The sequence below is a fragment of the Brevundimonas sp. VNH65 genome (assembly GCF_049445955.1).
In the GTDB taxonomy this organism is placed as follows: domain Bacteria; phylum Pseudomonadota; class Alphaproteobacteria; order Caulobacterales; family Caulobacteraceae; genus Brevundimonas.
In genome coordinates this window covers 1-25870 of the sequence record NZ_JBMSDX010000009.1, presented here as the reverse complement: position 1 = coordinate 25870, position 25870 = coordinate 1, and the positions used below count along the sequence as shown (strand labels likewise).

General features: G+C 67.3%; 25 protein-coding genes. 14 read left to right on the top strand and 11 right to left on the bottom strand.

The window, feature by feature from the left end; translation table 11 throughout:
* Positions 1–3: 3 nt before the first annotated feature.
* Complete coding sequence (locus ACO2Q1_RS13535) at positions 4–342, bottom strand: hypothetical protein (protein ID WP_423330008.1); 339 nt, start codon at positions 340–342, stop codon at positions 4–6.
* Positions 343–470: 128 nt separating this feature from the next.
* Between ACO2Q1_RS13535 and ACO2Q1_RS13530 the strand changes: the two genes are divergently transcribed.
* Both ACO2Q1_RS13530 and ACO2Q1_RS13525 read left to right on the top strand, forming a co-directional pair.
* Positions 471–692 (top strand): hypothetical protein, encoded by a 222-nt coding sequence (locus ACO2Q1_RS13530; protein WP_423330007.1) that lies wholly within the window; start codon positions 471–473, stop codon positions 690–692.
* Positions 693–765: 73 nt separating this feature from the next.
* Entirely contained in the window at positions 766–990 is a 225-nt protein-coding gene (locus ACO2Q1_RS13525) for a general stress protein (protein WP_423330006.1), read from the top strand.
* 54 nt (positions 991–1044) lie between these two features.
* Here ACO2Q1_RS13525 and ACO2Q1_RS13520 read toward each other — a convergent pair whose 3' ends face one another.
* The 4 genes from ACO2Q1_RS13520 to ACO2Q1_RS13505 form a co-directional block, all read right to left on the bottom strand.
* Complete coding sequence (locus tag ACO2Q1_RS13520) at positions 1045–2220, bottom strand: aromatic amino acid lyase (protein ID WP_423330005.1); 1176 nt, start codon at positions 2218–2220, stop codon at positions 1045–1047.
* The gene (locus ACO2Q1_RS13515; protein WP_423330004.1) at positions 2217–3536 is read right to left on the bottom strand and encodes a hypothetical protein; all 1320 of its coding nucleotides are present in this window, start codon (positions 3534–3536) and stop codon (positions 2217–2219) included. The genes ACO2Q1_RS13520 and ACO2Q1_RS13515 overlap by 4 nt, the downstream gene beginning before the upstream one ends.
* Before the next feature lie 90 nt (positions 3537–3626).
* Positions 3627–4838: an acyl-CoA dehydrogenase family protein gene (locus tag ACO2Q1_RS13510; RefSeq protein WP_423330003.1), complete on the bottom strand. Its 1212-nt coding sequence runs from the start codon at positions 4836–4838 to the stop codon at positions 3627–3629.
* 88 nt (positions 4839–4926) lie between these two features.
* On the bottom strand, positions 4927–5232 hold the full coding sequence (locus tag ACO2Q1_RS13505) for an SCP2 sterol-binding domain-containing protein (RefSeq protein WP_423330002.1): 306 nt from the start codon (positions 5230–5232) through the stop codon (positions 4927–4929).
* Positions 5233–5512: 280 nt separating this feature from the next.
* Between ACO2Q1_RS13505 and leuA the strand changes: the two genes are divergently transcribed.
* Together leuA and ACO2Q1_RS13495 are read left to right on the top strand one after the other, a co-directional pair.
* On the top strand, positions 5513–7183 hold the full coding sequence (leuA, locus tag ACO2Q1_RS13500) for a 2-isopropylmalate synthase (protein WP_423330001.1): 1671 nt from the start codon (positions 5513–5515) through the stop codon (positions 7181–7183).
* A gap of 105 nt (positions 7184–7288) precedes the next feature.
* Complete coding sequence (locus ACO2Q1_RS13495) at positions 7289–8902, top strand: M20/M25/M40 family metallo-hydrolase (protein WP_423330000.1); 1614 nt, start codon at positions 7289–7291, stop codon at positions 8900–8902.
* 90 nt (positions 8903–8992) lie between these two features.
* Here the strand turns inward: ACO2Q1_RS13495 and ACO2Q1_RS13490 are convergent, their stop codons facing one another.
* Positions 8993–9388 (bottom strand): YccF domain-containing protein, encoded by a 396-nt coding sequence (locus tag ACO2Q1_RS13490; RefSeq protein WP_423329999.1) that lies wholly within the window; start codon positions 9386–9388, stop codon positions 8993–8995.
* Between the two features lie 75 nt (positions 9389–9463).
* Positions 9464–9700, bottom strand: a complete 237-nt coding sequence (locus tag ACO2Q1_RS13485) for a DUF2171 domain-containing protein (protein ID WP_423329998.1) — start codon at positions 9698–9700, stop codon at positions 9464–9466.
* A 109-nt stretch (positions 9701–9809) separates the two neighbouring features.
* Here ACO2Q1_RS13485 and ACO2Q1_RS13480 point away from each other — a divergent pair, with 109 nt between their 5' ends.
* Entirely contained in the window at positions 9810–10004 is a 195-nt protein-coding gene (locus ACO2Q1_RS13480; protein WP_423329997.1) for a DUF4169 family protein, read from the top strand.
* A gap of 2 nt (positions 10005–10006) precedes the next feature.
* On the opposite strand, the gene ACO2Q1_RS13475 is transcribed toward ACO2Q1_RS13480, so the two are convergent.
* Positions 10007–10930 (bottom strand): DMT family transporter, encoded by a 924-nt coding sequence (locus ACO2Q1_RS13475; RefSeq protein WP_423329996.1) that lies wholly within the window; start codon positions 10928–10930, stop codon positions 10007–10009.
* Positions 10931–11185: 255 nt separating this feature from the next.
* Here ACO2Q1_RS13475 and ACO2Q1_RS13470 point away from each other — a divergent pair, with 255 nt between their 5' ends.
* From ACO2Q1_RS13470 to ACO2Q1_RS13460, 3 genes are all read left to right on the top strand, one after another.
* Complete coding sequence (locus ACO2Q1_RS13470) at positions 11186–11629, top strand: YbaY family lipoprotein (RefSeq protein ID WP_423329995.1); 444 nt, start codon at positions 11186–11188, stop codon at positions 11627–11629.
* A 4-nt stretch (positions 11630–11633) separates the two neighbouring features.
* Positions 11634–11867 carry a ribbon-helix-helix domain-containing protein gene (locus tag ACO2Q1_RS13465; RefSeq protein WP_423329994.1) on the top strand — a complete coding sequence of 78 codons (234 nt, stop codon included), beginning with the start codon at positions 11634–11636 and terminating at the stop codon, positions 11865–11867.
* Between the two features lie 95 nt (positions 11868–11962).
* Entirely contained in the window at positions 11963–12679 is a 717-nt protein-coding gene (locus ACO2Q1_RS13460; RefSeq protein ID WP_423329993.1) for an SIMPL domain-containing protein, read from the top strand.
* 3 nt (positions 12680–12682) lie between these two features.
* Here ACO2Q1_RS13460 and ACO2Q1_RS13455 read toward each other — a convergent pair whose 3' ends face one another.
* Positions 12683–12925 (bottom strand): hypothetical protein, encoded by a 243-nt coding sequence (locus ACO2Q1_RS13455; protein WP_423329992.1) that lies wholly within the window; start codon positions 12923–12925, stop codon positions 12683–12685.
* A 119-nt stretch (positions 12926–13044) separates the two neighbouring features.
* Between ACO2Q1_RS13455 and ACO2Q1_RS13450 the strand changes: the two genes are divergently transcribed.
* Positions 13045–15420, top strand: a complete 2376-nt coding sequence (locus tag ACO2Q1_RS13450) for an ATP-dependent helicase (protein ID WP_423329991.1) — start codon at positions 13045–13047, stop codon at positions 15418–15420.
* Positions 15417–16073, top strand: coding sequence for a hypothetical protein (locus tag ACO2Q1_RS13445; RefSeq protein ID WP_423329989.1), 657 nt, complete (start codon positions 15417–15419; stop codon positions 16071–16073). The genes ACO2Q1_RS13450 and ACO2Q1_RS13445 overlap by 4 nt, the downstream gene beginning before the upstream one ends.
* On the opposite strand, the gene ACO2Q1_RS13440 is transcribed toward ACO2Q1_RS13445, so the two are convergent.
* Positions 16061–17218, bottom strand: coding sequence for a low temperature requirement protein A (locus tag ACO2Q1_RS13440; RefSeq protein WP_423329988.1), 1158 nt, complete (start codon positions 17216–17218; stop codon positions 16061–16063). The two genes, ACO2Q1_RS13445 and ACO2Q1_RS13440, sit on opposite strands and share 13 nt — an antisense overlap.
* 40 nt (positions 17219–17258) lie before the next feature.
* Here ACO2Q1_RS13440 and ACO2Q1_RS13435 point away from each other — a divergent pair, with 40 nt between their 5' ends.
* On the top strand, positions 17259–18647 hold the full coding sequence (locus ACO2Q1_RS13435; RefSeq protein WP_423329987.1) for an O-antigen ligase family protein: 1389 nt from the start codon (positions 17259–17261) through the stop codon (positions 18645–18647).
* Positions 18598–20670, top strand: coding sequence for a DNA topoisomerase IV subunit B (parE, locus tag ACO2Q1_RS13430; RefSeq protein WP_423329986.1), 2073 nt, complete (start codon positions 18598–18600; stop codon positions 20668–20670). Before ACO2Q1_RS13435 ends, parE begins: the two co-directional genes overlap by 50 nt.
* A 6-nt stretch (positions 20671–20676) precedes the next feature.
* Here the strand turns inward: parE and ACO2Q1_RS13425 are convergent, their stop codons facing one another.
* Positions 20677–22605, bottom strand: a complete 1929-nt coding sequence (locus ACO2Q1_RS13425; RefSeq protein WP_423329985.1) for an ATP-binding protein — start codon at positions 22603–22605, stop codon at positions 20677–20679.
* Between the two features lie 172 nt (positions 22606–22777).
* On the opposite strand from ACO2Q1_RS13425, the gene ACO2Q1_RS13420 reads away from it, so the two are divergent.
* Together ACO2Q1_RS13420 and ACO2Q1_RS13415 are read left to right on the top strand one after the other, a co-directional pair.
* Positions 22778–23875, top strand: coding sequence for a sialidase family protein (locus ACO2Q1_RS13420; RefSeq protein WP_423329984.1), 1098 nt, complete (start codon positions 22778–22780; stop codon positions 23873–23875).
* A gap of 232 nt (positions 23876–24107) precedes the next feature.
* Positions 24108–25589 carry a DEAD/DEAH box helicase gene (locus ACO2Q1_RS13415; RefSeq protein ID WP_423329983.1) on the top strand — a complete coding sequence of 494 codons (1482 nt, stop codon included), beginning with the start codon at positions 24108–24110 and terminating at the stop codon, positions 25587–25589.
* Positions 25590–25870: the final 281 nt, after the last annotated feature.

Genomic DNA, 25870 nt, shown 5'->3' with positions numbered 1-25870 from the left:
TCCTCAGCGGCGCAGCAGCAGCCCGATAAGCACGCCGACGCCGAGCGCGTACAAAGAGGCGCGCATCGGCGCATCCTGCACCGCCTCACGGGCGTGATCGGCGCGGCGGACAATCCACAGCCGGCCCTCGGCGACATCTTCGCGCATCGCGGCCCTGACGGAACGCACCGGGCCGCGATCGGGCGAAGGCCGGACCGAGCCGCGCGCCGCCGAGGGCGCTCGACGTGCGGCGAAGGCGCGGTCCTCGCCAAGAAGGGCGTCGGCGCGGCGCTCGAGCCGGTCCGATTCGAGATCGGCCGGATCAACGATGTCGTCGGCGATGGGGGTCGGAGCGTCGGTCATGGGGATCGTCCTCGGCAAGATGTTCGGGGCAAGGCCAAAACCGGCCGCGTGGGAGAACGGTTCCCTGACCTGCGCGGCGCACTGAACGGCCGGCGTCAGCAGACGTTGTTTCCCAACAGGAGATCGACATGACCCACATAGACCCCGTCAGCCCGGCCGAAATGCCGCCGTTCCAGCCCGAAGGGCCCGAGATCGCGCCACCGACAACGCCCGGGCCCGACATCCCGCCGATCGGGCCCGATCATACCGACATCCCTCCGGCTGAGACGCCGGGTCCGGATATCGATCCTGCGGGCGCGCCCGACGAAGCGCCGCCCCCGCCCGATCCCGCACGTCCTGACGAACCGTGACGTCTCAGGAACCTTGACGGCGGGGCGGCATTTTCCTCGCACGACGGATGAAGTCAGTCAGGAAGGATCGCCGATGCCCGAAGGTCAGACCAACCGCCCAGGCGGCGTGTCGAAGAGAGGCTTCGCCTCGATGGACCCCGAACGCCAACGCGAGATCGCCCGCAAGGGCGGAGCCAGCGTCCCCAGCGAGAAGCGCAGCTTCTCCCAGGATCGCGGCCTTGCCGCCCAGGCCGGACGCAAGGGCGGCGAGGCGTCGCACGGTTCGCGCAAGACACCGGACACCGAAGACAAGATGTGACGGCCGGACGGCGGCGACCACGGTCGCCGCCGTTTCCATGATCCATCGCCGCCTTCAGGCCGACGTTTGCTGCGCCTCGATCCAGTCCATGACGTCCGCCTCGATCCGGAGCATGTCCGTCAAGCCGGTTGCGATATCCGCTGTGGCTGAGGACGTCATCAGGCCTCGCGTCCAGAAGTCCTCCACCCCCTCCGACATCACGCCGCCGGATGCGAAGGTCCGCACGCCATGCCGCAGTCGGAGCGCCTCCAGCCGGGCCTCGGCCAGTTTTGGCTTCTGTATCAGGGCGATGGGATTGCTGAGAGAGGCTCCGTCGTGGAAGGCCTCACAGAGGTGTTGAATGCGCCGCGATATGATCCAGGCCAATGCCAGGGAGGCCTCGATGAGGCTTCCCTGCGCCAGGGAAAGGTCTGTCGCCAGAAAGCTGGCCTGACTCTCCATTCTCGACGGCGGCCCGACGTGGAACAGCGGATTGCCCGAGGGCGAGCCCAGCAACCGATCAGCGGTCATGTCCATCAGCCGTTCTGTTGACGCCAAGGCAGCCGAGACATCTTCCATGGCGCGGAAGGAAACCGGGAATTGACGCTGGGCGTAGCGGCCACTCACGCTCAGGAGGCGGGCGGCGCGTCGCCCCTGGGCGTCGTTGCGTAGCCTGGCAGAAGCAATGCGCTCGGCCGCCCACAGGGCAGACCCCAGATGGACGAAATCGCCATTGATCAAGGCGATCATCTCGCCGGGAGCCAGATCTTCGACCGACAGACCGGCGAAGCGCAGCGACTGTAGCGCCCACTGGCAGGCCGGGATCACGTCGCCGCTGGAATAGCTGGCGTTCATGTCGATGCGGCCCGCTCGCCCCGCCGTCAGCCCCTCCGCCAGAGCATTGAATAGCTCGAGCCTGACCGGCGTCCCGCCGATGGCCATTTGAGCCAGCTTGGTCAGGGTGATGAGGCGCCATAACCCGTCTTCGGGTTCAGAGGTCGGCTCGAACCAGTGGCTGTCGGCGATGGCGTGGTTGATTTGCGCCGGAGTCAGCGAATGCGCCTCCCCGTCGCGATGGCCGGTCAGGGTGGTGACGCCATAGATCGGGCCGGGCGCCGCAGCCATGAACCGCTCGAAGGCCTGCCATTGGGCCTCCAGAAAGGCAGGGGCGGCTGGGCCCCAGACTTCCCGAGCGTCGAGACGACCCTCAGCGGCGGCGCGGACGCGGCCGACATTACTGGACTCGATCATTCGCGGGCTCTCAGGCGGGCGGCCAGAAGGATGAAGATGAGGACGGCGGCGACTGCGACGACAAGGTCGCTGGAGAACCCTCGGATGACCACCAGCGGCTGGAAGATGTCCTTGGGCCATTCGGCCGTCGGGGCGTAGTCGCCCTTGGAGAACCACAGCAGATTCACGACAAAGTCGAGCACCGACACCGAGCCGATGAAGAAGGCTGCCTTCTCAAAGAAGCGCCGGCCGCGAGCCGACGTCTCGGCCCGAATGTCGCCGACGCGGTCGATGACCATGCGCACCCGCTCCTTGGCCACCTCGATCAGGCGATCGACCTCATAGCAGGCGGCGATGGTGTCCAGGAGGAAACGGCGTTCGTGCTGCACTCCGAAGGTCAGGTCCGTGTAACTTTCGACCAGATTGGTGCTGTAGGCCTTGATGGCGTTGAGGCGGTGGGCGAAGGCCTCGCTGCGTCGCTCGCTGGTCAGTCGCTGATGCGCGCGGAAGAAAATGCGGCGGAAGACGTCGAGTTGGGCGGTGACGAACTGCATCCACCCCATGACCGTCTGATAGTTGGCCGCAGCATAGGAATCCGGATCCGCCACGACGAAGACGGTGCCGGCGCCGAAGCGCAGGCGGATGTCGAGGCCGAGGATCGGCGAGGGAACACGCGTCAGGCCGCCGGCCTGTCCGAGGGCCGCCAGGTCTGCCTCTCCCGCGACCACGACCGTCCGGTTGGTCCAGATCACCGGCGAGGCGTCCTCGGACCAGACTGTCGACCCGTCAGGCCGGACCAGGGCGTTCATGTCGTCGAACACCAGAAAGCTGCCCGGCCGGGCGACGATCTCTGCCTCGCCAGGCGCAGTCTGAGCCTGCAACTGTTCGGCGACCAGTTCATCGGCCAGACGATTGGCGCGCAGCGACAACCGCCGGGCCAATTGGTGCGTCGCCCGCGAATAGGCGCCCGACGTGATGAAGGCCGCGACGCCCGGCCCCTCGATTCGGTACCGAAGAAGCGCGATGGTGTTGTCGAAGAGCTCGGCGCGGACGTGACTGAGACGGAGGCCCGGTCCGAGCGCGTCGGCGTCGCCGTCTTCCTCCAGCCCGCCCAGAATGATCAGCGGCTTGAACGCGATGGGGACGTCGTCCCCCGCCTCGTCGGCATAGCGTTCGAAGCAGTCGTCGGGCGCCCTGTCGGTCAGGGCCGGACCCGGGGTCCATCTCGGCTCCAGGCGCGCGGCCAGAATCGGAAGGGCCCTGGCGTGGCCGTCGAACTCCGCCATGCCGCGCAGGTTGAACTGCGTTCGGAACGGCGCCGTGCAGTCGATGAACATTCCGTCCCCGCTCCGAACCGCGTGGTCACGGGTCTAGCCAATGCGGGCGCCGATGAGAACCGCCCATCGACGCCCTCGCCGCGCCTGGTGTCAGGCGCTGCGGCCTGCGCCGTGTTTGGCGTATTCCAGACGCGCGATCGTGCGGTTGTGGACTTCGTCCGGGCCGTCCGCGAGACGAAGGGTGCGAATTCCGGCGTAGAGCTCCGCCAGAGGCGTGTCGCCGGACACGCCCGCGCCGCCGAAGGCCTGGATGGCGTCATCGATGACCTGGAGCGCCATGCGCGGGGCCGCGACCTTGATCTGGGCGATCTCGGACTTGGCGTTCTTGGCGCCGGCCTGATCGATCATCCAGGCGGCCTTCAGCACGGAAAGGCGGCACATCTCGATGTTGGTGCGCGCCTCGCCGACCCTCTGCTCCCACACCGAGTGCTCGCCGATGGCCTTGCGGAAGGCGGTGCGCGACAGCAGCCGTCGGCACATCAGCTCCAGCGCCCGCTCGGCCGCGCCGATGGTGCGCATGCAGTGGTGGATCCGGCCCGGCCCAAGGCGGCCCTGGGCGATCTCGAAACCGCGCCCCTCGCCGGCGATGAGATTCTCGGCCGGCACGCGGACGTTGTCGAGGACGACCTCGGCGTGGCCGATCGGACGTTCGTCATAACCAAAGACCGACAGCATGCGCTCGACGCGGAAACCCGGCGTGTCGACCGGCACTAGGATCTGGGACTGCTGCTGGTGGGTGGCGGCGCCGGTGTCCGTCTTGCCCATGACGATGCAGATGGCGACGTTGGGGTGACCCATGTTGGTCGACCACCATTTGCGGCCGTTGATGACGTAGTCGTCGCCGTCGCGGACGATGGAGGTCTCGATATTGGTGGCGTCGGACGAGGCGACGCGGGGTTCGGTCATCAGAAACGCTGAGCGGATTTCGCCGGCCATCAGCGGTTTGAGCCAGCGCGCCTGCTGGGCCTCGTTCCCGTACATATGGAGCACCTCCATATTTCCGGTGTCCGGGGCGTTGCAGTTGAAGACCTCGGACGACCAGGGGTGGCGCCCCATGATCTCGGCCAGGGGCGCGTATTCCAGATTGGTCAGGCCGGCGCCGTGATCACCGGGGAGGAACATGTTCCACAGGCCGGCGTCGCGCGCCTCGGCCTTGAGCGCCTCCATGGTCGGGGGCTGCCGGGTGTGGTCGGCGTGGACTTCCGCCCAGTAGTCGGCCTCTCGGGGAAGAACCTTTTCGTCCATGAACCGGGTGAGCCGCGCCTGCCAGTCCAGGGCGCGATCGCTGTGCTTGAAGTCCATGTTTCTTCCTTCCCGATGTGCGAACGGCGCAGTCCGCAGGGACCGCGCCGTTCCGACCTATAGCTTTTGTCAGCAGACCACTAGAGATTCAGCGCTTCAAAAGCGGAGCCAGTTTCTGGGCGATCATCATGTCGCCGGCGATCTTCAGCTTGCCCTGCATGAAGGCCATCATCGGATCCAGCTTGCCGTCCGACAGGGCGAGGAAGTCGTCCCAGCCGATCGAGACGGTGGCGTCGGCGGGTTTGTCCTCGTTCGTGACCGTGTTCGGCGACGAGGCGCCGTCGATGAAGATCTTGCCGGCGTCGCCGAGGTCCAGCTTCACGGTCTTGCCGAGACCGGAGTTGTCGCCGACGGCGTTGCGGATGTGTTCGGTAACCTGGGCCAGATCGACCATGGAGCGTCTCCCTAAGACGAATGAGCTTCTGACCTACCCCCCGGGCGAGGTGGCGCCAAGATCACGTCAGGGAAACTCGTCGCGAGAACCCGTCGCGGCTGGACTTGGCCGGTGGCGTCCGTTAGGCGTGGCCGCATGGTTCGCAGCGCCCCTGCCCTGCTTCTCGCCTCGATGCGACTTATCGGCGGCCGCCGGGACTGACGGCCGTCCCGGCGCCCGGCCGCACGCCGCTCGCCTCCCCTGACACGATCGACGCCTGAACCGCAGAAAGCTGCCTTCGATGCTCCGCGACCCTTCCGTAAAATATCGCCCGTTCCCCCAGGTCCCCCTGGCCGACCGACAGTGGCCGGGCCGCACGATCACCGAGGCGCCGCGCTGGCTGTCAACCGATCTGCGCGACGGCAATCAGGCCCTGGCCGACCCGATGAACGCCGAGAAGAAGCAGCGCTTCTTCGACATGCTGGTGCGGATGGGGCTGAAGGAGATCGAGGTCGGGTTTCCCTCGGCCGGCGCGACCGAGTTCGACTTCATCCAGGGGCTGGTGCGCGGCGGGAGCATTCCTGACGATGTGACAATCCAGGTCCTGACCCAGTCGCGGCGCGACCTGATCGAACGCAGCTTCGAGAGCCTGGAAGGGGCGCGCACCGCCATCGTCCACGTCTACAACGCCGTCTCGCCGGCCTGGCGGGAAGTGGTGTTCGGCCTGGACCGCGCCGGGGTGAAGGCCCTGGCGGTCGAGGGCGTCAGCATCCTGCGCGAGCAGGCGCAGAAGCGACCGGACACCGACTGGCGTTTCGAATACAGCCCCGAGACCTTTTCGACCGCCGAGCTGGATTTCAGCCTGGAGGTCTGTGAGGCGGTGCTGGACGTGCTGGAGCCGACGCCGGACAAGCCGGTGATCCTGAACCTGCCCGCCACGGTCGAGGCGGCGACGCCGAACATCTACGCCGACCAGGTCGAGTGGATCAGCCGCAATATCTCGCGTCGCGACAGCGTGGTCATCAGCGTCCACCCGCACAACGACCGGGGCACCGGGGTCGCGGCGGCGGAGCTGGCGATCATGGCCGGGGCCGACCGGGTCGAGGGCTGTCTGTTCGGCAACGGCGAGCGGACCGGCAACGTCGATCTGGTGACGCTGGCGCTGAATCTTTACACTCAGGGGGTGTCGCCGGGCCTGGACCTGTCGGACATGGACTCGATCGTGAAGACGGTCGAATACTGCAATCAGCTGCCGGTCCACCCGCGCCACCCCTATGCGGGCGAACTGGTGTTCACCGCGTTTTCGGGTTCGCACCAGGACGCGATCAAGAAGGGGTTCGACGCCCAGGGCCGACGCAACGACCAGCTGTGGAACGTGCCCTATCTGCCGATCGATCCGGCGGATATCGGCGCCAGCTACGAAGCCGTGATCCGGGTCAATTCCCAGTCCGGCAAGGGCGGCGTCGCCTGGGTGCTGCAGCAGGACAAGGGGTTGAAGCTGCCCAAGGCCATGCAGGCCGACTTCAGCCGCGCCGTGCAAAAGCTGGCGGACGAAAGCAGCCGCGAACTGACCACGGCCGACATCTGGGCCGCGTTCGAGACGACCTATCGCCTGTCAGGCCCGCAGCCGTTCGAACTGGTGGGTTTCGACGAGCTTGGCGCCGCGAAATCGGACGGGCTGCGCGTGTTCTCGGGCCATCTGATGGTGGACGGAAATCCGGTGTCGATCACCGGGCGCGGCAACGGCCTGATCTCCAGCCTGCTGGCGGCGTTGAAGACGGATTGCGGGGTCGATCTGGAAGTCGCCGACTATCAGGAGCACGCCATCGGCGCGGGCAGCGACGCCAGGGCGGCGGCCTATGTCCAGTGCCGGACGCCGGACGGGCGGACCGTGTTCGGCTTCGGAACCGACTCGGATGTCGCCACCGCCTCGGTCAGGGCGGTGCTGAGCGCCGCAAACGGCGCGCGCTGAGCGACGGCGCGCGTCCGCGAGCGGAAAGTTTGCGGACGACGCGGGACTGGGCTCATATCCCGAGCGACCGATTCAGGCGGTCGGCTGTTCGTTGGATTGTGAAACATGAAGCGTCTTCTCCTCGGCCTCACCGCCATGGCCCTGGTCATGCCTGTCGCCCTGCCCGCAGCGGCGCAGCCCGTCGATCGCGTGGCGATGAACGGCATCCTGGATCAGGGGCTGAACCATTCGGAAATCATGGAAACGGCGGCCTGGCTGACCGACCGGATCGGCGGACGCCTGACCAACTCGCCCCAGATGCGCGAGGCCGAACGGTGGACCCAGCAACGGTTCCGCGACATGGGCCTGTCGAACGTGCGGGCCGATGGTTTCGAGTTCGGCCGGGGCTGGTCGATCGTGAGGTCCAGCGCCCGGATGACGGCGCCGCGCCCCCTTCAGCTGAACATCATTCCCGTGGCCTGGACGCCCTCGACGGACGGTGTCGTCAGCGGCGAGGTGGTGGTGGCCCCCATGAGCGGCGCGGGTGACTTCGCCCGCTGGAAAGGGAAGCTGGCCGGCAAGGTCGTGCTGATCAGCCAGCCCGGCACGGGCTCTGAACCCACCGAGCCGGCCTTCCGGCGCTGGACGGATGAAGACCTGGCAGGGCGGACGTCGCTGAACCTGCCGAACCATGCGCCCGACGCGGCCGAACGCGGTCTGCGGTCGCCGAATTTCGCGGCGCAGCTGGACGCCTTCCTGGCCGAGGAAGGCGCCAAGGCCTGGGTTCGGATTTCGCAGCGGGACGGCGGCCTGCTGCACGGCACGGGCTATCAGTTCCGCGTCGGAGAGACGCCCAAGGTCGCAGGCGTCGAGATGGCGGCCGAGGACTATCGCCGTCTGGTCCGCCTGGCGCGGGCCGGCGCGACACCGACGCTGGAGCTGGAAAGCCTGGTCCAGTTCCACGACGACGACGTCAACGCCTACAACATCCTGGCCGACATTCCGGGCACGGGACGGACCGGCGAGTATGTGATGGCCGGCGCCCACCTGGACAGCTGGGTGGCGTCTGACGGCGCCCAGGACAACGCCGCCGGCAGCGCCGTGGTGATGGAGGCTGCGCGCATCCTGAAGGCGCTGGGGGTTCGACCCAAGCGCACCATCCGCTTCGCCCTGTGGAACGGAGAGGAGCAGGGGATCCTGGGGTCTCTGGCCTACGTCGACAAATATCTGGCGACGCGCGCACCCCTGTCGGACGACGGTCTGAACGCCCTGCCGAACAACCGCACCTGGCGGGCGCGCTGGCCGATCGAACCGCGCCAGGGCTATCGCGACCTGGTCGCCTACTTCAACTACGACAACGGCTCCGGGAAGATCCGCGGCATCAACGCCGAGGGCAATGTCGCCGCCGCCGCCGTTTTCGAAGACTGGCTGAAGCCGCTGCACGGCCTGGGCGCCACCACGGTGTCGATGCGCAACTCGGGCGGCACGGACCATGTCTACATGCAGACGGTGGGCATTCCGGGCTTTCAGTTCATTCAGGACCCGCTGGACTACGGCAGCCGCATCCACCACACCTCGATCGACAGCTATGACCACCTGAAGGCGGAGGATCTGCGTCAGGCGGCCATCGTCATGGCGGCCTTCCTGCTGAATGCGGCCAACAGCGACGAGCCCCTGCCCCGCATGCCGATGCCGACCCGGCCACGCGCCACAGACCCCTTCGCAGCGCCGGCGAACTGAGGTCAGACCAGCCGCTGACGATCTGTCAAAGAAACGCCGCCTCCGGCCGGACCGGGGGCGGCGTTGTTATGCGGCGTTGTTTCACCCGTCTCAGGGCTTCTCGCGGATCGTGCGGCCGATCGGCGCCAGGGCGAGTTTGGCGAGCTCGAGATCCTTGAGCGCGAAGGGAATGCCGATGATCGAGACGAACTCCGCCACCGCAATGAGCAGATGCGACAGGGCGATCCACCATCCGGCGACAACGAGCCAGACGAGGTTCAGACTGACGCCCAGACAGCCTTGCCCCAGGTCCGCAGGATCAGGATCGCGCCACACGATCTCACGCCCGAAGGGCCAGAACGAATAGGCGGCGATGCGCCATGCGGCGAAGGCCCAGGGAAGGCCTACGATGGTGAGGGCGAGGAAGGCTCCGCCGATCAGCCAGGCGCACCCGGACACGAAGCCGCCGAAGATCAGCCAGAGCACATTCAGGAAGAGTCGGATCATGGTCATGACCTGGCCCGTCGCACCGCCCGCCGCAAGGGCATTGAAGCCCCGGCGGGCGGCTCGGTCGATCCGGCGTCAGTGGGGCTTTTCAGTCCAGCGCGCCTTGGCTTCGTCCTTGGTCAGATTGAGGTGAACATGTTCATCGACATGATCCACCCAGCTGACGGGGATCATGTGGTGCTTGAAGCCGGAGCCGAGATCCAGCTTGGCGAGCTCGATCTGGTCGCCGTGGACGTGATCGACCCGACCGACATGACCGCCGTCCGATCCGACGACTTCGAGATGTTCGCGGATGAGGTCTGCGTTCACCATGGGGCTTCTCCTGACGAGGTTTCCGATGGAGGATGAACGCGAGGAGACGCGCCGCGTTTCAGCTTGGCCATGGCAAGCCGTTGATTTTCTGAGCTTCACAGGAGCGGACATGGGAGATGTCGTCAATCTGAACCAGGCGCGCAAGGCGCGCGCCAAGGCGCAGAAGTCGCAGACCGCCAAATCCAACCGCGTCCTGTTCGGGCGAAGCAAGGCCGAGAGGTCCGCGAGCCGGATCGAAGCCGAACGCGACCGCAAGGCGCTGGATGGCGCGCGCCGGGAGCCCGACGCGCGGTCGGACGACTGAAATCAGCCGCTCTTGGGCGCTCGCACGATCAGGAATTGCCCCAGCACGACGAGGGCCAATCCGACCAGGGCCGGCCAGCCGAAGCGGGCGTTCTCGAACAGAACCGACACTGTCATGGCGATGATCGGCGTCAGGGCGCCGATATAGCTGGCCAGGGTGAAGCCGCGTGACCGGGCCAGGGAGAAATAAAGAACGAAGGCGATCACGGAGCCGAAGATCGCCAGATAGAGGAGCGATCCGACATAGGTCAGGCTGAGATCGAAACGCCATTCGACCCCCGTCGCCAGTCCGACGATCGTCAGCAGCAGCGACCCGTAAGCCATGGCCCAGGCCGTGGACGGCAGGACCATCGCGCCCAGCGACTGGCCGCGCCAGGCGAAATAGTTGCCGACCGTCGACGCCACCGACGCCAGCAGGGCCAGGGCCACGCCGGTCGACGCGTCCGGCCCGAGCCGTGCGCCGAGCAGTTCGCCCCCGGTCAGGACCAGGACGCCGCCGGCGCCCAGGGCGGCGCCCAGCCAGACACGACCCGCCGCCTTCTGGCCCACCACGACCCGGAACAGCACGAGGTTCATCAGCGCCATGGAGGCGAAGGCGACGGCCACTACGCCGGAGGTGATCTTCTCTTCGGCCGCATAGACGCAGGCATAGCTGAGGGCGAAGGCCAGCCCTCCCTGCCCGAGCGCGGCCAGATGCTGGCTCCGCGTCAGGCGGATCGGCCGCCGTATGACAAGGCACACGAGGAACAGAACGCCCGCCGCAATGGCAAAGCGCCAGACCACCGACACCAGCGGATCCACAACGCCGAGTTGGAAGGTGATGGCGTACCAGGTGGTGCCCCAGATAAGGGCGCAGACCGCCACGGCGCCGAGCGCGAGGTTTCGGCCCATGGCGTGGGGGGGATCGTCGGACGGGGTGCTGGACACGCGAAACTCTGAGAAGGCGACCTCCGCCAAGAGCCTGATCGGTTGAGGTGGAATCGCTCCGCGATTCCGTCGATGCCGTGAATCAGGCTCCAGGGATGGCTGGACCGAAATCTGAGCTGAGTTGGACGGCGCCCAACTCAGCCGATTTCGGTCTAGCACCGGATTCGGCCGGGGTCGCGTCACGTGTCGATCCGGAATGTTTCCGGGTCCGATTTCGGCTTACAGTGCGTGGGGCTGGTTGGTCGGAGATCGAAGATGGGCATACGTCTGACGACAGGAGTTGCGGCCCTGCTGGCCTGCGCCCTGACGGGTTGCGCCGCAACGACGGGCGCACCCTCGGCGCCTCCGCAGGTCGGCCATGGGATGATCACGGTTCAGGTCAGCGTCTCCTACCGGGAGCGCATCCTGTTGCCCCCCGGCCATGTGCTGACGGTGCGGATCGAGGACGTCAGCCTGGCCGACGCCCCATCGCGAATACTGGCCGAGCACAGGGAGACGCTGGACGGCCGCGGTCCGCCTTACGTCACGACCCTGGGCGTCCCGGCCTCCGCGATCGACCCCCGCCACAGCTACGCTGCGCGCGCGGAGATTCGCGATCCGGCCGGCGGTCTGCGGTTCGTGACGGACACCCGGCATTCGGTGCTGACCCAGGGCGCCGGATCCACGGCGGAGATTGTCCTGCGCGCCGCCGGAAACTGATCGGGTGAGCGGACTGAAGAAGCGGTCGCTGACCCTGGCCGGACATGCGACGTCCGTCGCCCTGGAACCGGAATTCTGGGCCGTGCTGGATCGGATCGCGGTTGAACGCGAGACGACGTTCACCGGCCTGATGCTTTGGGTAGACCAGACGCGGGGTCGTCGACCGTTGGCTTCGGCCTGCCGCCTGCTGGCGCTGGAGTGGGCGTCCACAGGTCGAAGCGAGCCGCCGCTCCCTTAGGCATTCGACTGTCAGCGGCCGTTCATCCCCCCTGTTGAATATCGTCACGGATCGGCGTCATTGTGTTGCCGAACAGCGATGTCGGGGAGGACATCATGGGCGACAATCGGATCGGCGCGGCGATGGTCATCGGCGGCCTGGCCGCAGTGGGGCTGATCGGCGGGGGTTGGGCGATCGGTCAGGGCGTGGTCAACGCCCGGACCGGGGAGCGGGCGGTGACCGTGCGCGGTCTGTCCGAGCGCAACGTCAAGGCCGATCTGGCCCTGCTGCCGCTCAAGTTCACGGCCTCGGGAGAGGTTCTGGCCGAAGTCCAGGCCAGGATCGACGGCGATCTGGCGATCGTGCGGCAGTTCCTGACGGCGCAAGGCTATCCGGCAGATGCGGTGAACCTCGGCCAGCTGTCGGTCGCCGACACCCGGTCACGCGAATGGGGCAGCAACAACAGCGGCCCTCGGTTCATCCTGTCCCAGACCGTGGTGGTGCGCACGACCGATGTGGATCGGGTGCAACGCACCACCCGCGCCTTGAACGAGCTGGTGCGCCAAGGGGTCGTGCTGCAGGATTTCAACGGCCCGACCTATGTCTTCACCAGGCTGAACGACGTCCGGCCGGCCATGATCGCAGAGGCGACCGCTTCGGCGCGCAAGGGCGCCGAGCAGTTCGCCAAGGACTCCGGCACAGGCCTGGGTCCCATTCGCCAGGCGACGCAGGGATCGTTCGAAATCCTGGCGCGCGACGAAATCGGCGATGAGGGCCAGTCGCCCGACAAGAAGGTGCGGGTGGTGACCACCGTCAGCTATCGCCTGAAATAGCCCTCAGTTCGCGGGCGCCGGCGACGGGCTGGGGACAGAAGGCGGTTCCACCGGCGGCAGCTTGGGCGCTTCGACCGTCGGCAGGTTGACGTCGACATCGACGTCTTTGGTTTCCGGGGTCATGCCGCGCCCGAAGACGAACCAGGCGATGATCGCGACCGCGACCAGGAGACCGCCGACGATGAAGGCCATGCCGGCCCCGCCGCCGCTGCGGCCGCCATTGGATTGCGTGTTCTGATCGGTCATATGCCGCCCTTCCCTAAAGCTGGGACCGCGCCGGCAAGCGCGGCCATGGTGGGGAGACAAACGACGTGCATCGGCGCCGGTTCCGCCGGCCGGCCCTGACTTTGCCGCGCGTGCCCCTTATGTTCTCCCTGATTCCGCCCGTTTCCGCCCGCCCGAGTTTGTCGACTGTGTCCGATCATCCCCTGCCCCGCATCTCCGACCTGGCCCGGGCGACGCCGCCTGCGGGATCGGCGCCCGACTACCTGAAGGGGCTGAATCCCGAACAGCGCGACGCCGTGGAGACGACGGAAGGGCCGGTTCTGGTGCTGGCCGGCGCGGGCACCGGCAAGACGCGCGTTCTGACCACCCGGCTGGCCCATATCCTGGCGACCGGGCGGGCGAAGCCGTGGGAGCTGCTGGTCGTCACCTTCACCAACAAGGCGGCGCGGGAAATGCGGGAGCGGATCACCCATCTGATCGGGCCGTCGGCCGAGGGTCTGCGCTGGCTGGGCACCTTTCACTCGGTGGCGGCGCAGATCCTGAGACGGCATGCCGAACTGGTGGGGCTGAAATCCAGCTTCACCATCCTGGACACCGACGATCAGGAGCGGCTGCTGAAACAGCTGCTGGAGGCGGCGAACATCGACACCAAGCGGTGGACGCCGAAGTCGCTGGCCGGACTGATCGACCACTGGAAGAACCGAGGCTGGACGCCGGACAAGCTGCCGCCGTCCGAGGACTTCGCCAACGGCAAGGGCCAGGGGCTCTACGCCGCCTATCAGTCGCGGCTGGCCACGTTGAACGCCTGCGACTTCGGCGATCTGCTGCTGCACAACCTGACGATCCTGTCGCAGCACGCCGATCTGGCCGAGGAGTATCGTCGCCGGTTCCGCTACATCCTGGTGGACGAATATCAGGACACCAATGTCGCCCAGTATCTGTGGCTGCGGCTGCTGACGTCCTCGACCGGCAATGTCTGCTGCGTCGGCGACGACGACCAGTCGATCTATGGCTGGAGGGGCGCCGAGGTGGACAACATCCTGCGGTTCGAGCGGGATTTTCCGGGCGCCAAGGTGATCCGGCTGGAGCGCAACTATCGCTCGACGGCCCACATTCTGGGCGCCGCCTCGGCGCTTATCTCGGCGAACAAGGGACGGCTGGGCAAGACGCTGTGGACCGAGGATCAGGGCGGCGACAAGGTCAGAGTGCGCGGCGTCTGGGACGGCGAGGCCGAGGCGCGGCTGATCGGCGAAGAGATCGAGACAGCGCGACGAGCGGGCACGGCCTATCGTGACATGGCGGTTCTGGTGCGCGCCTCGTTCCAGATGCGGGCATTCGAGGAGCGGTTCCTGATGCTGGCCGTGCCTTACAAGGTCATCGGCGGGCCGCGCTTCTTTGAACGGGCCGAAATCCGCGACGCTCATGCCTATCTCAGGCTGATCCAGTCCGAGGACGACGATCTGGCCTTCGAACGGATCGTCAACACGCCCAAGCGCGGCGTCGGCGACACCTCGGTGCAGAAGATCCTGCTGATCGCCCGCACCGAGGGCGTCTCGGCCATGACGGCGGTCCGGGCCCTGATCGGCTCGGACGAGTTGCAGGCGCGAACCCGCACGGCCCTGTCCAACTTCGTGCGCGACCTGGATCGCTGGCGCGGCATGGCCGCCCACCTGCCCCATTGGGAGCTGACCGAGACGCTGCTGGAAGAGAGCGGCTATGTCGACATGCAGAAGGCCGATCGGACGTCGGGCGCGACACGGCTGGAGAACCTGAAGGAGCTGAGCCAGTCGATGCAGCAGTTCGAGACGCTGCAGGCCTATCTGGAGCATGTCTCCCTGGTCATGGACCTGGATCGCGGCGAGGCCGGGGATGACGCGGTGCAGATCATGACCCTGCACGGCGCCAAGGGGCTGGAGTTTCCGCTGGTCTTCCTGCCGGGCTGGGAGGAAGGCGTTTTCCCCAGCCAGCGCAGTATCGATGAGAAGGGCGAGAAGGGCCTCGAGGAGGAGCGCCGCCTGGCCTATGTCGGCGTGACCCGGGCCAAGCAGGACGCGCGGATTTCGTTCGCCGCCAACCGTCTGGTCTATGGCCGCTGGACCTCGCAACTGCCCAGCCGGTTCGTCGATGAACTGCCCCACGCCCACGTCGAGGCCCAGTCCGACACCGGCTATTACGGGGCGTCCCAGGGGATGAAGGAGGCGAAATCGCGCTGGGATGAGGCGCCCTCATTCGGCAGCGGCTATTCCTCGCCCGGCTGGAAACGCGCTCAGAGCCATACGGCCGCCGCGACGCCGGCCGGCCGCATGGCCCGGCACAGCGTCATCGAGGGCGAAGGCCGGCTGGTCGCCACAGCGGATCCGAAAGCCGGATCGGGCTGGATCAGGGGTCAGAGGGTCTTTCACCAGAAGTTCGGCTACGGCTCGGTGCGGGTGATCGAGGGCAACAAGCTGGTGGTCGCCTTCGACAAGGCCGGCGAGAAGAAGGTCATCGACACGTTCGTGGAGAAGGCGGAGTGAAAAGGTTCGGGCTGGCTCTAGCAATGGTCGGATTGGTGAGTGGCGTCGCACAGGCGCAATCGCTTCGGTCGGACTCGCCGCTCTGGACCTATCAGAACGAACCCGATCCGGGCCTGTTTCCGACACACTTCTTCGACGAAGACAGCTTCGGCTGTTCCATTCCGTTGGGCCTAGGCATCTACAGGGTGACCTCCGCCGAAACGGACGAAGACGAGAGCTTCGTCCGCGTCGCCAACTATGGTGTGATCCATTGCGCCCTGATCTATGGCGAGGCCTATGATCGAGAAGATGCGGGGAAGGCGTTCGAGGATCACGCCTGGCTGATCCAACTGGACAAGCTTCGTCGCGCCGACGGGAATGACGACTACCTCCTGGCACTGCAGATCGGCGTACGGGCGGGCAGCCGCTATGTTCTGCTGCGACGTCATGGCCCGGAGCTATCAGCGGCTCTGGAGGAGCTGGACTGGAAATGCCCGGCTAACGCCGAACGCCGGACGGCACAGATCGACATCTGGAAGCAGGACGCCTGCATCATCGCCTCGAAGGCTGACCTTCGACGTATGGCTCGCAACGCCGCGCGGCGACCACCCGTCGCGACTTGGACTCTTCTGCCGCACGAAGAAGAAGAGCCTTCTGGCGATCAGGATCGCTGAGACCGCAGGCTCTCCCACACGCCAATCGCCATCAGAACCGCCGTCGAAGCGAGACTGAGGATCAGGGGCGTGGCCCAGGGCAGGAGCAGCCAGCCAGCGGCGAGCACGATGCAGCCCGCCAGCCGGGTCCAGGCGACGGTGTTCCAGATGGCCCAGCTGGCCACAGCGGTTCCCAGCAGGAACAGGATCGGGCCGCCCAGCAGGGTCAGGGCGGCCGCCGTGGAGACATGACCGCCCGGGTGGGCCAGGACCAGTTCGTCGCTGACGGCCACGACGATGATCCCGGCGATCACCAAGATGGGTGAATAGGTATAGGCCTTGCGCGCGAGGCGGCCGGGGTCGGCGGCGTGCATGATGGCGTGGGCGGCGGATTCGTGCGCCTGGCTGAAGAACAGCCGCCACATGGCCACCGTCGAGAGGACGGCCGAGGCGAAAGCCGCCCACACCGGCCCGGACGACCAGTCCAGATCGGCGAAGGTCGCGCCCGACACCAGCAGGGTCTCGCCCAGACAGATGATGACGAACAGGCCGACCCGCTCGGCCATGTGCCCGCCCTCTATGGTCCAGTCCTCTGTTCGGGACCGTCCCAGGCCCGGGACGAAGAAATAGAGCGCCGGCGACACATACTCGACCGCCAGAGCGGCCAGCCAGAACCACAAACGCTGATCGGGCGCAGCCAGACCGCCGGCGATCCACAGCACCGCCGATGCCAGCAGCCAGACCAAAATCCGGAGGAAGTTGCGCCGCAGGTCGGGATGATCGCGGACCGCCCACAGCATGAAGACGGTACGGCCGACCTGGATGAAGACGAAGGCGGCGGCGAAGGCCAGGCCCTTGTCGTCAAAGGCGTGCGGCAGAGCGGCCGCCAGCACCAGGCCGGCCCCCATCAGGACGAACAGAGCGGCCTGCACGGCGCCACGTTCCGGATCCAGCCAGTTGGTGACCCAGGAGGTGTAGATCCAGGCCCACCACACCGCCGCCAGCATCATGGCCGCCTGAACCGCGCCGAGCGGCGTCAGATGCGCCAGCAGGCCGTGGCTGACCTGGGTGATGGCGAAGACGAAGACGAGGTCGAAGAACAGTTCGACGAACCCGACCCGCGCATGTTCGCCCGCGCGGCGTTCCCGCAACAACGACAGCCCCATCCCCAACCCTTCCTTAAGCGACGCCGTCGATGATTACCGTGTGTCCGCCATTCGTCCAGAGGTTGCGCGCGAAGAACCGGCTCCACCTTTGTGGGAGCAGGCGGTCACGGTCGTTATCATCATCCTGCTGACCGGGGCTCTGGTCGGGCCGATCCTGGCGCCGACGCAGGAGGAGACGCCGGTCCTGCGGCTGATGTGGCTGCCGGTCTATGGCGCGACCCTGGGGCTGGTGCTGCTGCGCCTGGACAAGCTGTGGCGCATCTGGCCGGCGGCGCTGATCCTGCTGATCATGGTGATCCACGCCTATGCGTCGAAATACTGGTCGATCGATCCCGGCGTGACGACGCGCCGGACGATCGCCTTCGCCCTGTCCAGCCTTTTCGCCCTGTATCTCGGCGCGCGGTTCCGCGGGCCGCATCTGCCTCGGGTGATGATGATCGCCTGCCTGCTGATGGGCCTTGGCAGTCTGGCGATGGTGTTCGGCAACCCGACGGTGGGGATTCACCAGTATGAGAACGCCGGGCTTTGGCGGGGCCTCTGGTACGAGAAGAATCAGATGGGGCTGGTCATGGTGTCCGGCGTGATCGCGGCGGCCGCCAATCTGGCGTCGTCGGACACCCGCAGGGTCTCGCTGTCGATGATCCTGTCCTGGGCGACAGTCGGGACATGTTCGCTTCTGGTGCTGGCCACCCAGTCCAAGACCTCGCTGCTGTGTCTGATCCTGGGCGTCGGGATCGTCATCGGCTTCTGGGCGATGCGGAAGGGCGGCGCGGCCTTCACCGTCGTCTGCGTGTGGCTGGGCGTCGTGATCGGGGCCCTGATCGTCTATCTGGTGATCACCGAACCGGCCGTGATCCTGAAGGCCCTGGGCAAGGACCCGTCGCTGACCGGCCGCACGGACATCTGGGCGGCCCTGATGCGCAAGGTGGCCGAGCGACCCTGGACCGGCTTCGGATACCAGGCCTTCTGGGGGCGCACCTCGGTGCCGGCGGAATGGATCCGGATCGAGACCCAGTGGCCGGTGCCGTCTGCGCACAACGGCTGGATCGATCTTCTGGTGCAACTGGGCTGGCCCGGCGCCGTGCTGGTCGGCGGAACCATGGCGCTGGTCTTTTTCACCCTGCTGTTCCGGGTGGGCGGGGCCGGCGGACGAGAGGGCTATTTCAGCCTGGCCTACTTCGTCGTCTTCCTGCTGCTCAGCCTGTCCGAGAGCGTGCTGATGACCAACGCCAACCTGCCGTGGACCCTGCTGGTCGCGGCGCTGGCGCGCGGATTCCTGCCCGAGCCGGAAGCGGATCGACACGTCGCCGCCGCCGCGCTTGATCGACGGGCCGACGAGGGCTACCTCACCCGACCCCGAATCGCCGCAAACTACGGTCATGGCCCCCTCCGCCGCTCCCTCCCTGTTCGACGACGCGCCCGAGCCTGAACGCCCGGCGCAGCCTGCGGCGGCGTCGCCGACGCCCGCTCCAGCGCCCCCGCCCGTGACAAAGATCGATGTCGCGCCTCAAGCGGCGCCCGCCGGCGGCTATTCCGCCTCTTCCATCGAGGTGCTGGAGGGGCTGGAGCCGGTCCGCAAACGCCCCGGCATGTATATCGGCGGCACGGATGAGCGGGCCCTGCACCACCTGTTCGCCGAGGTTCTGGACAACGCCATGGACGAGGCCGTGGCTCGCCACGCCAAGGTCATCAAGGTCGATCTGGACGCAGACGGCTTCCTGTCGGTGTTCGACGACGGGCGCGGCATTCCGGTCGATCCGCACCCCAAACATCCGGGCAAGTCGGCGCTGGAAGTGGTGATGACGGTCCTGCACTCGGGCGGGAAGTTCTCGGGCAAGGCCTATGAGACCTCGGGCGGCCTGCATGGGGTCGGCGTCTCGGTCGTCAACGCCCTGTCGGATCATCTGGACGTCACGGTCTGGCGCGACGGCTTTGAATGGAAGCAGTCGTTCAGCCGCGGTCATGTGCGGGCGCCGATCCAGCAGGTTCAGCCGTCGAAGAAGCACGGCACCCTGATCCGGTTCCATCCCGACGCGGAGATCTTCGGCGTGGGCGCGGCGTTCAAGCCGGCGCGCCTGTTCCGCATGGCGCGATCGAAGGCCTATCTGTTCCGGGGCGTGGAGATCAAATGGACCTGCGCCGCCGATCGCATCACCGACCAGACGCCGACCGAGGCGGTGCTGCACTTCCCCGGCGGCCTGGCCGACGCCCTGTCCGAGCGTGTGGGCGAGATCGAGACCGTCACCCCGACCTTCGCCGGTCGCGTGGAACGCAAGGGCGAAGCCGGGGCGGTGGAATGGGCCGTGACCTGGTCGCCGATCGGATTCGGCGAGGCGGACGGATTCGTCAGCTCGTATTGCAACACCGTTTCGACCCCGGACGGCGGCACCCATGAAGCCGGCTTCCGCGCCGCCCTGGTCAAGGGGCTGAAGGCCTATGGCGAGCTCACCAACGAGAAGCGCGCCGGGCTGATCACGGCAGAGGACGTCATCGCCAACGCGGGCGCCCTGATCAGCGTCTTCATCCGCAACCCGGAGTTCCAGGGCCAGACCAAGGACCGACTGTCGTCGCCAGAAGGCGCGCGTCTGGTCGAGCAACTGCTGCGCGATCCCCTGGACCACTGGCTGACCGAGAGCCCGAAGCAGGCCAACACCCTGCTGGGCTTCATCATCGACCGGGCCGAAGACCGCTTGCGTCGGCGCAAGGACAAGGAAGTTCAGCGGGCCGCCGCGACGCGCAAGCTGCGCCTGCCCGGCAAGCTGTCGGACTGCACCCGCCAGGCGGCGGACGGCACCGAACTGTTCATCGTCGAGGGCGACTCGGCAGGCGGTTCAGCCAAGCAGGCGCGGGACCGCAACACCCAGGCCATCCTGCCCCTGCGCGGCAAGATCCTGAACGTCGCCTCGGCCACAGCGGACAAGCTGCGCCAGAACGTCGAACTGTCAGACCTGACGCTGGCCCTGGGCGTCACCCCTGGTCCGCGCTTCAACATCGACGACCTGCGCTACGAGCGGATCGTCATCATGACCGACGCCGACGTGGACGGAGCGCACATCGCAGCGCTGCTGATCACCTTCTTCTATCGCTCGATGCCGGAGGTGATCCGTCAGGGCCGCCTGTTCATGGCCCTGCCGCCTCTCTATCGCATCCAGGCCGGTCCGCTGTCGGAGTACGCCCGGGACGACGCACACCGCGACGAGCTTCTGGCCACCACCTTCAAGGGCAAGAAGACCGAGATCGGGCGCTTCAAGGGCCTGGGCGAGATGATGGCGTCGCAGCTCAAGGAGACGACCATGGATCCGAAGAAGCGGACCTTGGCGCGCGTCACCCTGCCCGCCTCCGAGGATGACATCGAGGACCTGGTCGAGCGGCTGATGGGCAAGAAGGCCGAGGCGCGCTTCCGCTTCATCCAGGACAACGCCCAGTTCGCCGCCGCGGACCTGGACGTCTGATCCCGTTCAGGCGGCCCGGACGGTCGGTTCGGGCGGCGTGATCGCCTGGAGCGCGGCGACCAGGGCGCCGACCTGGATCGGCTTGGCCACCAGATCATCCATGCCCCGCGCCAGGCATCGCTGGCGATGATGGGTCATGGCGTCGGCGGTCAGGGCGATGATGGGCGTGCGGGGACGGCGGTCCAACGACTCCAGGCGGCGGATCTCGGCGGCGGCGTCGAACCCGTCCATGACCGGCATGTGAACGTCCATCAGCACGACGTCCCAGGGCTCGTCGCGCCAGGCCTCGACCGCCTCGGCGCCGTTCGCCACGACCTTCGGCTCCAGACCCAGCGGCCCGAGAAGTGCGGTGATCACCAGTTGGTTGACCGGATTGTCCTCTGCCACCAGGACCCGCAGCGGCGGCACGCCCGCGGTCGCAGCGTCAGTCGCGACCGGCGAGCTGAGTCGCGCCGGGCGAAGCGGCAGACGGATGGTGAAACAGGAGCCATCGCCGGGTCGGCTGTCGACATCGACGGCGCCATTCATGATCCGGACCAGTTCCTGCACGATCGACAGCCCCAGACCCGTTCCACCGAACTGGCGCGTGGTGGAGGCGTCCGCCTGGGTGAAAGGCCGGAAGATGCGGGCCAGCGTCGCCTGATCCATGCCCTGTCCGGTGTCCGAAACTTGCAGCACCACCCCATCGATGTCCGTGCGCGCCACCAGCGAGATCCGGCCCGAGCCGGTGAACTTGACGCTGTTCGACACCAGATTGGCCGCGATCTGTCGCACACGCGTCGGATCACCGACATACCCGGCCACATCGTCCTCGATCTGCAGCTCCAGCTGCACGCCCTTGGCGAGGGCGGCGCCGGCATAGGTGGCGTGAACGCCTTCCAGCACCCGGCGCAGGTCAAAGGGGACGGCCTCGACCTCAAGCTTTCCGGCCTCGACCTTCGACAGGTCCAGGATGTCGTTGAGAATGGTCACGAGGGCTTCGCCGCAGTCGGCGATCACCCCGAGATGACGGCGTTGCTCTTCCGACACCGATCCCGACAGCATGACCTGGGTCATGCCGAGAATGCCGTTCATGGGGGTGCGGATCTCGTGGCTCATCATCGCCAGGAACTGGGACTTGGCGCGATTTGCGGCCTGGGCCTCCCGCGCCGCGACGCGCAGATCGGTCACATCCCAGTTGGCGCCCAGCATCCGGACCGCACGTCCGTCGTCGTCCCGGTGAACCCGGGCGAAGGCCTTGATGAAGCGGACGGCGTCGTCGGGACGCCGGATGCGGAACTCGGCGTCGAAGATCGAACCGCGCTTGGCCGAAGCCACCGCCGACTGGAGCGACGGGCGGTCTTCCGGAACCACCATGTCGAAGAAGGTCGCAAGCGAAACCTCCGTATCGCCGGCATGAGGCGTGGGCAGGCCGAACAGGGTGAACATCTCCGGCGACCAGACAAGTCGCCCCGTATCGAGCGTCCAGTCCCAGATGCCGATCCCGCCGCCGCGCGTCGCCAGGGTGACTCGCTCGGCCAGTTGGGCGCGTTCGGTCTCAGCCGCCTTGCGAGCGCCGATGTCCTGGACATGGGAAATGAAGAACAGCGGCTGGCCTTCGGCGCCGCGCACCAGCGACACGGTCAGTTCGGCCCAGACGACTGCGCCGTCCTTGCGGACGTAGCGCTTCTCAATCTGGTAGGAGCTTACATGTCCGGCCAGGACAGCCTGCAGCTGCGTCAAATCCACGTCCAGATCTTCCGGCCAGGTCAGGTCCTGAAACGTCAGGACCCGAAGCTCTTCGGCGGAATAGCCGAGGAAGTCCCGGAGGGCCCCGTTCACGCTCAGCCACGCGCCGTCCAGCCCGACCAGAGCCGTGCCGATCGCGGAATGCTCGACCGCCCGAGCGAACTGGGCGGCGTCGAAGATGGCGGCGGTAGCGGGTGAAAAAGGCATGGCGTCCGTGTGACTGAGGCGTCAGCATGCCGCACAACCCTTGCGTTCAGATGAACGCGAACCTCCGGTAGGCGCGTGCGGCATCCTCGCCCTTGCAGCGGACGATGCGACTTGCGAGCATCGGAGACACCGGTGTCAGAGATCGCCGGAACGATCGACGCAGGGAACGACCATGATCAATCCAAACCGCAGAACGCTGGGCGGCGCCCTGATCGCGGGACTGGCGGCGGGCGGGGGCGCGGCGCGCGCACAAACGTCGGACGCAGCGGTGCTGTCGTCGACCTTCATCTATGAGACCGCCCCCTATCCCCAGTGTCACGCCTCGACCATCGTTCAGGTGACGGACGGAGCGCTCGCGGCGGCCTGGTTCGGCGGGACGCATGAACGGCACCCGGACGTGGAGATCTGGGTTTCGCGACACGACGGGGCCGGGTGGACGACACCGGTCAGCGTGGCCAGCGGCGTGCAACCCGGCGGCGAGCGCCAACCGACCTGGAACCCCGTCCTGTTCCAGGCCCCAGGCGGCCCCCTGATCCTCTACTACAAGGCCGGTCCCAGCCCGCAGGCGTGGTGGGGCATGGAGACCCGGTCGGCGGACGGCGGACGCAGCTGGAGCGCGCCGCGCCGCCTGCCCGACGGAATACTGGGCCCGATCAAGAACAAGCCGGTGGTGCTGAGCGACGGCGCGTGGCTTTCGCCGTCCAGCGTCGAGGCCGGCGAAGGGGTCGGCGCCCATGCGGGGGCCGGATGGGCCCTGACGTTCGAGCGCAGCGAGGATCAGGGCCGGACCTGGACGGTGGGGGCGCATGTCCCCTCCCCCCTCGCGCTCGACGCCATCCAGCCCAGCGTGCTGTTTCATGCCGACGGCCTGCTCCAGGCCGTGGCGCGGACGCGCCAGGGCGTGACGGCGTCGACGTGGTCCCGGGACGGCGGGCGGACGTGGTCGCCGCTGGGCGCCGTGGACCTGCCCAATCCGAACTCGGCCAATGACGCGGTGACGCTCGAGGACGGGCGACAGCTGATGATCTACAACCATTCGGCCCATCGCGCCGAGACCCCGGGCAAGGGACCGCGCTGGCCGCTGTGTCTGGCCTTGTCGGACGACGGGATCAGCTGGCGGCGTGTGCTGACGCTGGAGAGCGAGCCGATTCCGGACGGATACGCCTATCCCGCCATCATCCAGACCCGCGACGGCCGGGTGCACGCCACCTACACCCACAACCGAACGCGCATCCGCCACGTGGTGATCGACCCGTCACGGCTCGCGTAGCCTTGACGCGCCGGGCGCGACGGGCCGTGTCGCAGGGGTGACGGTCGTCACACCGGTGTGGTCGCCTGGCCGGGAAATACTTGACTAAATCCCATGGGTTTCCATATAGCGGCGGTGCTCGGGACAGGAATTGGCGAATTCGCGCCGCCCGCACGCCCTCGGACAACGGGCGGTTCCGCGCTTCGCACCCACGCCCCGCCGATCGGGGCGTCTTCTCCAGTCCCAGGGACACATGACCGAATTCACTGCTTTGGGCCTCGCGCCCACGACCCTCAAGGCGGTCGCCGCGACCGGCTACACGACCGCCACTCCGATCCAGGCCCAGGCCATCCCCGTCGCCCTGGCGGGACGCGATGTCCTCGGCATCGCCCAGACCGGGACGGGCAAGACAGCCGCCTTCACCCTGCCGATGATCGATCGCCTGGCCTCGGGCCGCGCCCGCGCCCGGATGCCGCGCGCCGTCGTTCTGGCTCCGACCCGCGAACTGGCTGACCAGGTCGCGGAGAGCTTCGCCAAATACGCCAAGGGCACGAAGCTGACCTGGGCCCTGTTGATCGGCGGCGTGTCGATGGGCGACCAGGTCGCCATTCTGAACAAGGGCGTGGACGTTCTGATCGCCACCCCGGGCCGCCTGCTGGATCTGTTCGAACGCGGCAAGATGCTGCTGACGGGCGTCGAGATCATGGTGGTCGACGAGGCGGACCGCATGCTGGACATGGGATTCATTCCCGATATCGAGCGCATCTTCAAGCTGACCCCGCCGCGCCGCCAGACCCTGTTCTTCTCGGCCACCATGCCGCCCGAGATCACGCGCCTGACCACGGCCTTCCTGAAGGATCCGACCCGGATCGAGGTCTCGCGCCCGGCCCAGACCGCCGACACCATCACCCAGTATCTGGTTCGCATCCCTTCCAGCGACCCGAAGGCGAAGCGCGCCGCCCTGCGGGCGCTGGTGGGCCGGGAGGACGTCAAGAACGGCATCGTCTTCTGCAACCGCAAGTCGGAAGTGGACGTGGTGGCCAAGTCGCTGAAGACCCACGGGTTCGACGCGGCCCCGATCCACGGCGATCTGGACCAGGCGCTGCGGATGAAGACCCTGGCGGCCTTCCGCTCGGGCGAGCTGAAGTTGCTGGTGGCGTCGGATGTCGCGGCGCGCGGCCTGGACATCCCGGACGTCAGCCACGTGTTCAACTACGACGTTTCGCATCATGCCGACGACTATGTGCACCGCATCGGCCGGACCGGTCGCGCGGGCCGCAAGGGTCAGGCGTTCATGATCGTCACCCCGGCGGACGCCAAGGGTCTGGATAAGGTCCTGAAACTGATCAAGATGGCGCCCGAGGAACTGGCGCTGGACATCGAGCTGAGCAACGCCGGCGGACGCCGCAAGCCTGTCGGTCAGGATGAGGCGCCCAGGTCCGAGCGCGAGGACGCCCCTCGTCGCAGCCGCGCCCGTCGGCCGTCGCGCGAACAGTCGGTCGAGGTCGAGGCCGAAGCCCCGGTCGCCCGGACGCCGGAGCCGACCGAAGCTCCGGTCGCCGCTGTCGCTGCGTCGGAACGCCCGGCACGGCCTGAGCGCGAGCCTCGACTTCGCCAGGCCGAACGAGGCGGCGACGCGCGATCTTCCCGCCCCGCCCCGGCGCGCGAGGGCGCCCGCGGCTTCGGCGACGACATCCCCGCCTTCCTCCGTCGACCGGTGCGCATCGGCGCCTAGGTCTTGATAGGCTTTCGTGGCCACGCTTCGGCCTTGCGGAACCCCTGACAGCAGAACGGCCCCCGGACATCCGGGGGCCCCTTTTCTTGTCCGGCCCAGGGTCGACTTTCGGCCCTGCGCCGTCGCGACGTCGCCGACCTGAAGATCGATATCTCCCCACAGCAAAACGGCCCCGGGATCGCTCCCGGGGCCGTTCTGTCATGCGACTGAGGTCAGAAGATCGCTTAGGCGATGATCTTGGAGACGACGCCCGCGCCGACGGTGCGGCCGCCTTCACGGAT